The following is a 10,012-nucleotide window of genomic DNA, read 5'->3' as shown; positions in this document are numbered from 1 at the left end:
AAAATTATTCGATTTCAAGCAATTTTTAAAGACACGGTGGAATTTACCTGTGCACTGGAATTTAAAATTTCAAGTCAGCGTCAGATGAAAAATGTGGTATAATTTCCAAAGAGTTTTACAAGGGAGTAATTGACAAGCTATGAAAATGAAACATAACAGATTTCAGAAACGTTTGATAACACAATTGTCACTATGGCTGGTACTGCTATTGACATTTACCGGCTGTGCGGAAAGCACCGTCACGCCGCAGGATAATACCTATACGATAGAGCAGCCGGCGACGATCCCCTACGAATTGCTGGAGGCATCGGAGACTGCAGCATCGGAACCTGAATCCGGACAGCCACAGGAAAACGCTTCGGATACACAGGAATCGCAGCAGGTCACATCTGCAACAGATGCTTCGACAGGAGAGGGCACGTCAGCATTTTCCCTCCGGGAGATTCCGGCATACTCCGGCACACCTTATACAGAAGTCAATGGCAACAAACCTTATTTCACAGAAGCAGATCTGACTACACAGTCCTTCGAGACATACAGCGAGCTGGATAGCCTGGGGCGCTGTGGCGTGGCATATGCCAACGTGGGACAGGATCTGATGCCGACAGAACCGAGAGGGGAGATCGGAGCCGTGAAGCCTACCGGCTGGCATCTGGTGAAATACGATAACGTGGACGGAAAATACCTATACAATCGCTGCCACCTGATCGCTTACATGCTGGCAGCGGAAAACGCCAACCCGCAGAACCTGATCACCGGAACCAGATATCTCAACGTGCAGGGAATGCTTCCTTTTGAGACGAAAGTCTGCGATTATATCAAAAATACAGGGAATCATGTCCTGTACCGTGTCACTCCCATATTTGACGGGGATAACCTGCTGGCAGACGGTGTCCTCATGGAAGCCTATTCTGTGGAAGATGTCGGAGAGGGAATCCAATTCTGTGTATTTGCCTACAATGTGCAGCCGGGGATCGGTATTGACTATGCCACCGGAGATAACTGGGCGGAGAGCAACGCGGCATCCCAGGAAGCGGCAGCACCCATTGTGATAGAAACACCGACACAACAACCCCAGACAGACACTACGGTGCAGATCACACCGGAACCGTCAGTGCCACAGGAATCACAGGAAACTACCTATGTGCTGAATACCAACACCATGAAATTCCACTATCCGTCCTGCTCCAGCGTGGATCAGATGAAGGAGAAAAACAAAGAGATATATACCGGCAACAGAGAAGATATCATCAATATGGGATATATGCCCTGTAAGCGGTGTAATCCTTAATCGGCAAGTGAATTAGATATAGCAGAAAAGGACCTTCGAGATACTGATAACAGCCTCGAAGCTCCTTATTATTTGCTTAGTAAAGATAAGAATATGATTTGCGTCAACAGTTTTCGTATACTTGCAAACATTCTGCAAATGCTATAGACTAAGACTAGTTTCTATATCTATTTGAATCAGAATAAAGGAGTATATGTTATGTGTACAGCGGCAACTTATAGATCACAGGATTTTTATTTCGGCAGAACTTTTGATTATGAATTTAACTATGGGGAAGAGGTAACGGTAACACCACGCAATTATCCTTTTCCGCTACGGCATCAGAATGCCCTGACGGAGCATTATGCCATGATCGGCATTGCTCATATGGCAGGGGATTATCCTTTGTACTATGATGCAGTGAATGAGAAAGGACTCGGCATGGCGGGACTGAATTTCCCGGGAAATGCAGTATACAGCAAAGTGCAGACAGGTAAGGACAACATCGCCCAGTTTGAGTTCATCCCCTGGATTCTGGGGCAGTGTGCCAATGTGCAGGAAGCCAGAGTATTGTTATCCCATATCAATCTGGTGGATACACCCTTTAATGAAAAATATCCGGTTTCTCCACTGCACTGGATTCTGGCAGACAAGGAAGAGGCCATTACGATCGAGTCTGTGCAGGAGGGACTGAAGATCTATGACAACCCGGTGGGAGTATTGACGAACAATCCCCCGTTTCCAATCCAGATGTTTCGTTTGAACGATTATATGTCCCTGTCTTCCGAATCACCGACAAACCGTTTTTCCGCAGATCTGAAGCTGAAGCCGTACAGCAGAGGCATGGGAGCCATGGGACTGCCCGGGGATCTGTCTTCTGCATCCCGTTTTGTACGGGTGGCATTCACGAAGATGAATTCCCTGTCCGGATTGTCTGAGTCGGAGAGCGTCAGCCAGTTTTTCCATATTCTGGGGAGCGTGGATCAGACCAGAGGATGCTGTCAGCTGGACAAAGGGGAGTATGAGATCACTATCTACACTTCCTGCTGCAATGCAGACAGAGGAATTTACTATTATACGACCTATGAAAATCATCAGATTACTGCAGTAGATATGTACCGGGAGAATCTGGACAGTGATCGTCCTGTCCATTACCCGCTGGTACAGGGAGAACATATTTTATTGCAGAATGCTGCAGCAGGAAGCGCGGAGGAAAACCAGTAATGGATGTACAGAAAGAACAGGAACAGCAAAACCGGACGGATCATGTAGTGTCCGGATTTGCATTCTATTCAGAGAAAGATGCCAGACTGGCAGAGCAGGAGAGACAGAAGATTGCTTATCTGGATAAGCGGATCGATCGGACAAATCTGGAGTCCGTACTGGTTATTTATAAAAAAGCATTGGATGACAGGGTGTTCCGCACTCCGGTAGGTTTGGAATACCTCAGGGAATTGCAGGGAGAACTGAAAGCAGAGCAGGATCTGTTGGGAGAAGAGATTCCGCCTATCCCTCTGTGGACGAACTTTGCGGACACCAGGGAAAAAACGGCTCCTGCCAGAAGAAGAATCAAACCGGCACCGGAAGAAAATAAAAATACGACGTTCCGGCTGTCTCTTATTATGAATATTGTGATGGTCATTGCAATTATTGCAATGTTTATCATCACGCTGAATTCCGATCAGCCCAATGTCCTGAATTATGAAAGAAATCTGCAGAACAAATATGCCACCTGGGAGCAGGAACTGACCCAGAGGGAGCAGACGGTACGGGAAAAGGAAAGAGAATTACATATAGAGACCGAAGTTTCACAAAATTGACATATTTACACGCTATAGTGTAAGTATTCAGGAAAGCCTCGAAGAGGCGATTTTGCGAATGGGACTGAATAGTTACTATCTCAAGATAGGAAGGTGAGGGTGTATGGACAGACTGAAAGTACTGGTAGTAGATGATGAGAGCAGAATGCGTAAGCTGGTCCGGGATTTCCTGGTAAAGAGCAATTTTGATGTGCTGCAAGCCGGTGACGGTGAGGAAGCACTGGATATTTTTTATAAAGAAAAAGATATTGCACTGATCATTCTGGATGTGATGATGCCGAAGATGGACGGATGGCAGGTATGCCGGGAAATTCGTGTCAACTCCAAAGTACCGATCATCATGCTGACAGCCCGCGGAGATGAGAGAGACGAACTGCAGGGATTTCAGCTGGGAGTGGACGAGTATATTTCCAAGCCCTTCAGTCCCAAGATTCTGGTGGCCCGAGTGGAAGCAATCCTGCGCAGAACAAATCAGCTGGGACAGGAAGAGGCTCTGACCTGCGGCGGCATTACCGTGGATAAGGCGGCACACCGCGTGATCATTGATGGAAAAGATGTGGATCTAAGTTACAAGGAATTTGAACTCCTGACCTATTTTATGGAAAATAAAGGCATTGCCCTGTCCAGAGAAAAGATCCTGAACAATGTGTGGAACTATGATTATTTTGGGGATGCCCGTACCATAGACACACATGTGAAAAAACTGCGCAGCAAACTGGGCGAGGAAGGCAATCTCATAAAGACCATATGGGGCATGGGGTACAAGATGGATGAAACAGCGGAATAAACAACAAAAGAGAAAAGTACATTCTATCAGGGGACAGTTTGCCTGGATCTTTATCGGCCTGATGATCGGTACGATCCTGCTGTGCCTGATGATTAACTATTTATTTCTGGGAAAAGTCTATATGCAGAGCAAACTGGATGTTATTCATGATGCTTACGGAACCATCAAGCAGGCAGCGGAGAGCGACAGCTATGACACGGAAGAATTTGCCAGAGAACTGGATGATGTGTGCAGAAGCTACAACATGACGGTATGCGTTATGGATGTGAATTCCAATATGAAATATGTGTCCATCAACGGCGGTGAGAGACTGGAAAACCGCCTGATCGGTTATGTATTTGGACTCAGCATACCTTTCAATGACCAGAGGGTGATCGAGAACGGCGATGACTATGTGATCCAGAGAACCGGACAGGAGGACAAGGAATATCTGGAAATCTACGGAAGACTGAATACCGGCATTTCTTTTATTATGCAGACACCTCTTTCCAGTATTCAGGAGAGTGCAAAGATCGCCAACCGCTTCTATGCCCTTGCAGGATGTCTGGGAGCAATGGCGGGTGGTATTATTATCTGGTTCGTCTCCCGAAGTGTGACCAAGCCGATCCTGGAACTGAATAATATTTCGGAACGGATGGTACAGCTGGATTTTGAGGCAAAATATCAGGGGAAGGCACATAATGAGATCGATCTGTTAGGAGAGAATATCAATAAGTTGTCCGATTCCCTGGAGAAAACCATTTCGGAACTGAAGACAGCGAACAATGAATTGCAACGGGACGTGGAGAAAAAAGAAGCCATTGACGAAATGCGCAAGGAATTTCTGGCCAATGTATCCCACGAACTCAAGACCCCCATTGCGCTGATTCAGGGTTATGCGGAAGGGCTGCAGGAGGAGATCAATGACGATCCCGAGAGCAGGCAGTTCTATTGTGATGTCATCGTGGACGAAGCAGCGAAGATGAACAACATGGTGAAAAAGCTTCTGACCCTGAACCAGCTGGAATTTGGTAATGATGTGGTGGCCATGGAGCGGTTCGACCTTACGGCGCTGGTGAAAAATTATATCCAGTCAGCGGCAATTCTGACAAAACAGCATGAGATTACTGTGCGGATGGAAGAGTATCCGCCGATCTATGCATGGGCGGATGAATTTAAAATAGAAGAAGTGTTCATGAACTTTTTCTCCAATGCGGTCAATCATTGTGAAGATGATAAGATCATCGAAGTGAAAATGGAACAAAAGGACGGCAAAGTACGGGTATCTGTATTCAATACAGGCAAACCGATCCCGGAGGACTCTATTCACCATATCTGGGAGAAGTTCTACAAGGTGGATAAGGCCAGAACCAGAGAATACGGAGGCAGCGGTGTGGGATTGTCTATCGTGAAGGCCATCATGGAATCCATGAACCAGCAATTCGGTGTGAACAATTACAACAACGGCGTGGAATTCTGGTTTGAGTTAGAGACAAAATAGTAAATATAAAGGATATATTTTTATATGAGGGAAGAACAGATACAGGAGGCACCGGTAAAGGTACTGTTAGTCGGTGTGGATGTCGGTGAAGAACCGGATTTTGAGCGTTCCATGGAGGAACTGGCAAGTCTGGCGGAAGCTGCGGAAAAAGAAGTGGCCGGTCAGATTGTACAACGGCTGGATCATGTCAATAAAGCGTTATATATCGGCACCGGAAAAGTGACAGAGGTGCGCAGGCTGGCAGAAGAATGCGGGGCACAGGAGATTGTGTTTGATAATTCTCTGACACCTTCACAGGTAAGAAATCTGGGAAATGAACTGGAACTGCCGATCATCGACCGGACTAATCTGATCCTGGATATATTTGCCATCCGGGCCCAGACAAGAGAGGCAAAATTACAAGTGGAGACAGCCAGACTGCAATATATGCTGCCGAGACTGGTAGGAATGTATGATGCACTGAGCAGACAGGGCGGTGCCAGTGGCAGCATGAGTAATAAGGGCACCGGTGAGAAAAAGCTGGAACTGGACAGGCGTAAGATCGAGCATCGTATCACAGAACTGAAAAAGGAACTGGAAGATGTGGGACGTACCAGAGAGGTGCAGCGGAAAAAGAGGCAGCAGTCCCGCATCCCGCAGGTGGCTCTGGTAGGATATACCAATGCGGGAAAGTCTACAATTCTGAACCGTATGGTAGAGCAGTTCGGCGAATTGCCGGATAAAACGGTCATGGAAAAGGATATGCTGTTTGCTACACTGGAGACCAGTGTCCGCAGTGTGGATACCGGACATAATAAACCGTTTTTCCTGACAGACACCGTAGGTTTTATCAATAAACTGCCTCACGGACTGGTAAAAGCATTCCGTTCCACACTGGAGGAGGTCAGGTATGCGGATCTGCTGATCCAGGTGGTGGATTTCAGTGATGAAAATTACAGACAGCAGATGCAGGTAACAGCAGATACTTTAAAAGAGCTGGGAGCAGGTGACATTCCGCAGATCATAGTGTATAATAAGGTAGACAAATGTGGGATGGAACCACTGCCGCAAAAGAGACAGGACAACTGGTATCTGGCGGCAGGACAGAATATCGGCATCCGTGAACTGGCGGAGGCTGTTGAACAGAAAGTCTATGCGGATAATGCAGAGTGTGTATTTCTGATCCCGTACAGTGCAGGAAATGTGGCTTCCTATCTGATGGAACAGGCGCAGATCCTTTCCAGAGAGTACAGGGAGGACGGTATTCTGATCCATGCGGACTGCCATAGACAGGATATGGACAGATACAGAGAGTATATAGTGTTATAAGATCACAGAAATTACAATGAGGGAAGGATAAAAGATGGAGACCAATACACAACAGGAACGAGCAAAGAGACTGGAACAACAGGCAAGAGAATACCTGATGCAGTCCAATGATCCGATATTTACCAGGTATTTACAGCAATTACTTCCAAGAATACAGAGACAGCCGGAATATGTAGAACAGCTACAGGCAGAACTGGATAAAAGCGTGGAATTCTGGTACCAGAGACAGCAGATCAATGCAAACAGAGGCGGAGAAACCGGAGCGGAGTCATCTGTGCCGCAGCAGAGTGTACCACAGGAGGCAGCCGCCGGAGAACAGCAGACAGCCGGGCAATCACAGACACAGCCAGTGGGGCAGTTTACTATGCAACAGGTGCAGGCACCGGTGACGCAGGCTCCGGCACAGAAGAAGCAGAATGCGGAATATCTGGTCGCAACCATTGCATTGTCGGTGGTTGGCGGAATCTTTATTCTGACCGCACTGGTATTGCTTGGTATGTATTTTATGAACGGCTGGATCAAAGGTATTTCTTTATATGCAGTTTCCCTGGGAGTGGTATTGATCGCAGAATTACTGATCCACAGAAAGCTTCCGAAACTGGCCCAGATCTTTTCGGCTATCGGCATAGCGGCGTTATATCTGTCGACCATGATCAATACGATTTCCCTACATAATTTCGGTATGCTTCCTGCAGCGGCGATCATTGCAGTGATCACAGTGGGCACGGTTTTACTGAGCAGAAAAAGGGATTCCCTGATACACAGAATGCTGGGAATCGCAGCATGTTGGCTTTGTGCGTATCCGCTTTTCGGTTCTTCATTGCTTTCGGAGCCGGAAGGCCTGCTGGTGCTGGCATTGATTCTGTTACTGAGTGTACTGAGCATCTGTGTGCCGGTAAGAAGATATCATACGGCTTCGCAGTTGATACAACTTGTCAGCACTACGATCCTTTTCCCGGTAACGGTATCCTGTGTGATCAGTACACAGGGAATGCCGGTCTGGGTGACAGCAGCTGCATTTGGAACCTTTTTCCTGATCGCACATCTGATCCTGGTAGTGCAGAGCAATTACATACTAAAAGAAAAACAGGCGGGCCATGCAGTGAATGAAAACGGCTTGCTGGCAATCTATATAGCATTTCTTCTGGTAGCCGGAATTACAACCGGTACGGCGATGAACAATTATTGGGGAAGAGCGGAGAACGACGCGTATATCGGAATCATCGCCCTGACGGGAATGGCGTTTGTAGTCGCGGCTCTTGCGGGAATTGCCATACGTGGAACGTGGAAAAAATGGCTGACCTGTTACTTTTTCAGTTTTGTTGCGGTATGTGCCTTTTCTGTAATAGAAAGTAACTGGCCGATACTCATATGCCTGACAGCGTTGCTTTTACTGACGAAGATACTGACCCGTTTTGCGGAAGGCGGACTGAGGGCACTGGATGTGATCGTTACATCACTGTACTGTATTGAACTTCTGGCAAACGGAAAGGAAATACCGTATGCATACCTGCTCCTTGCGGGAACCATCCTCAGTATGTTCCTGGTCTATGGATGGACAACGATACAGGAGCTCCTGCTTACTTTTTCCCTGGCATTTTTTGCAGCGGCCAATTTGATGCCGATGCTAAAGCTGCCGGCTTTTGCGGGGATCCTGTTTGTAAGTATATTGCTGTTTAATAATGTGAAATATATGCGCGGGAAAAACATCCTGGTATTTAATGTAGTTGTAATGGTGGGGCAGATCGGAGCGTTGATCGCTCTGGCAAATCCGGTGTACCGGAACTCTTATCTTACTTATCTGTGCATGTTTGTGTTTGTACTGGCTTATCTGGTACTGACATTGCAGGAGAGATACTATAAGAAGTTTAAACACAGAGAACTGATCATTGTGATCTTTCTGACCTATATGGCACTGATCGTTAAGACCAATGTTCCCGTGATCAATAGTGTTCTGATCATGCTGATTGCGCTGGTAAGTGTAACACTGGGCTTTTTGAAAAAAGATAAGCCGGTAAGAATATATGGACTAGTGCTTTCTTTGTGCACTTGTGGTAAAATAGCATTATATGATTACTGGGGAGCACCGGTATTGCAGAAAACGGTCCTTTTCTTTGCGGTGGGTGTGATCGCACTGGCGATTGCCGGGATTTATATCGTACTTGAGAAAAATACAGGAAACAATGGAAAAACAGACAGGGAAGGATAGAAGAATGACAGGAAACAAAAAGAGGATTGTATGCGGAGCGTTATTGTGTGTAATGGCGCTTGGCATGACAGCCTGCGGAAATGAAATTCCGGATCTGACAGAAGCGGAATCACAAAGAGTCGGAGAATATGCGGCGGTAACGCTCTTAAAATATGATGCGAATCACCGGAGCCGTCTCGTGGACCCGGAAATCGTCATTGCAAAACTGGAAAAAGACGCGGCCAGGGAAACCGGAAGACAGGAGAATGCACAGACGGAAGAGAAGCCTGCGGAATCGACTGCTTCAGAAGCCCAGGCACCTACCGCACAGGAGGATATTACCACCAGTCTGGAGGATTTCTTCGGACTTGCGGAGGGAGTGACCTTGACATACAGAGATTACCAGATAGCAGACTCTTATCCGGAGGACGGATCTGCAGATGATTATTTTGCGTTGGATGCCTCCACCGGGAAAAAGCTTCTGATATTGAACTTTGAACTGACCAACGGAACAGATCAGGAGGAGAATGTTGATTTCCTGAGTACTGCATCCAGATACATCATTACTGTAAATGACGGCACACGTGGAAATGCATTGACCACAATGCTGCCCAATGACATGTCTACGTATGTGGAAACCATGGCTCCCGGTGAGACACAGGGATTGGTCCTGCTACTGGAAGTAAATGAAGATATGGCAAATGGGATACAAAACATTTCTCTTCGTCTCAAAAATACATCAAATGAATATACAATTCAACTTTTATAGGCATATATACTGTAAATTATGAGAAAAAGAGAAAAGACAATAAGATCCAAAATGACAAAAAAGCCTATGATTATGGGCTTTTTTACTGCTTTTGCAAAATTGTTTGAAAAATATGCAAAATAATGTTGACAAGTGTGGCACAGGGTGATATACTCAGATTCGTTGTTGAGGCAACGCCAAGACAACACAACAGCTCGAAAGAAACATGAAAAGATTTCAAAAAAGTTGTTGACAAAGTCTGACAGATATGTTAATATAAATAACTGTCACGGAAAACAAAGTTTTCCAAGACGAAAAAGATTTCAAAAAAGTTGTTGACAAACGAAAGCGGTTATGATAAGATATCAGAGTTGCCGCTGAGAACAACAGCAACGAACGAACGAGCTCTTG

General features: G+C 46.3%; 8 protein-coding genes. All 8 read left to right on the top strand.

Annotated features, from left to right (window positions below; genetic code table 11):
- Positions 1-145 precede the first annotated feature (145 nt).
- Complete coding sequence (locus OCV96_RS19045; protein WP_262595195.1) at positions 146-1,291, top strand: DNA/RNA non-specific endonuclease; 1,146 nt, start codon at positions 146-148, stop codon at positions 1,289-1,291.
- A gap of 198 nt (positions 1,292-1,489) precedes the next feature.
- The gene (gene bsh, locus OCV96_RS19040; RefSeq protein WP_022312781.1) at positions 1,490-2,494 is read left to right on the top strand and encodes a choloylglycine hydrolase; all 1,005 of its coding nucleotides are present in this window, start codon (positions 1,490-1,492) and stop codon (positions 2,492-2,494) included.
- The gene (locus tag OCV96_RS19035) at positions 2,494-3,090 is read left to right on the top strand and encodes a hypothetical protein (protein ID WP_262595194.1); all 597 of its coding nucleotides are present in this window, start codon (positions 2,494-2,496) and stop codon (positions 3,088-3,090) included. Before bsh ends, OCV96_RS19035 begins: the two co-directional genes overlap by 1 nt.
- A 103-nt stretch (positions 3,091-3,193) precedes the next feature.
- Positions 3,194-3,877, top strand: a complete 684-nt coding sequence (locus tag OCV96_RS19030; protein WP_118540046.1) for a response regulator transcription factor — start codon at positions 3,194-3,196, stop codon at positions 3,875-3,877.
- Positions 3,861-5,357 carry a sensor histidine kinase gene (locus OCV96_RS19025; RefSeq protein ID WP_022312778.1) on the top strand — a complete coding sequence of 499 codons (1,497 nt, stop codon included), beginning with the start codon at positions 3,861-3,863 and terminating at the stop codon, positions 5,355-5,357. The genes OCV96_RS19030 and OCV96_RS19025 overlap by 17 nt, the downstream gene beginning before the upstream one ends.
- A gap of 24 nt (positions 5,358-5,381) precedes the next feature.
- The gene (hflX, locus tag OCV96_RS19020; protein WP_262595193.1) at positions 5,382-6,665 is read left to right on the top strand and encodes a GTPase HflX; all 1,284 of its coding nucleotides are present in this window, start codon (positions 5,382-5,384) and stop codon (positions 6,663-6,665) included.
- A 34-nt stretch (positions 6,666-6,699) separates the two neighbouring features.
- Positions 6,700-8,874, top strand: a complete 2,175-nt coding sequence (locus OCV96_RS19015; protein WP_262595192.1) for a hypothetical protein — start codon at positions 6,700-6,702, stop codon at positions 8,872-8,874.
- A gap of 4 nt (positions 8,875-8,878) precedes the next feature.
- Complete coding sequence (locus OCV96_RS19010; protein ID WP_262595191.1) at positions 8,879-9,622, top strand: DUF4352 domain-containing protein; 744 nt, start codon at positions 8,879-8,881, stop codon at positions 9,620-9,622.
- Positions 9,623-10,012: the final 390 nt, after the last annotated feature.

It is taken from the genome of Waltera acetigignens (assembly GCF_025567015.1).
Taxonomy (GTDB): domain Bacteria; phylum Bacillota; class Clostridia; order Lachnospirales; family Lachnospiraceae; genus Acetatifactor; species Acetatifactor acetigignens.
This window is presented reverse-complemented; position numbering and strand designations above follow the sequence as displayed.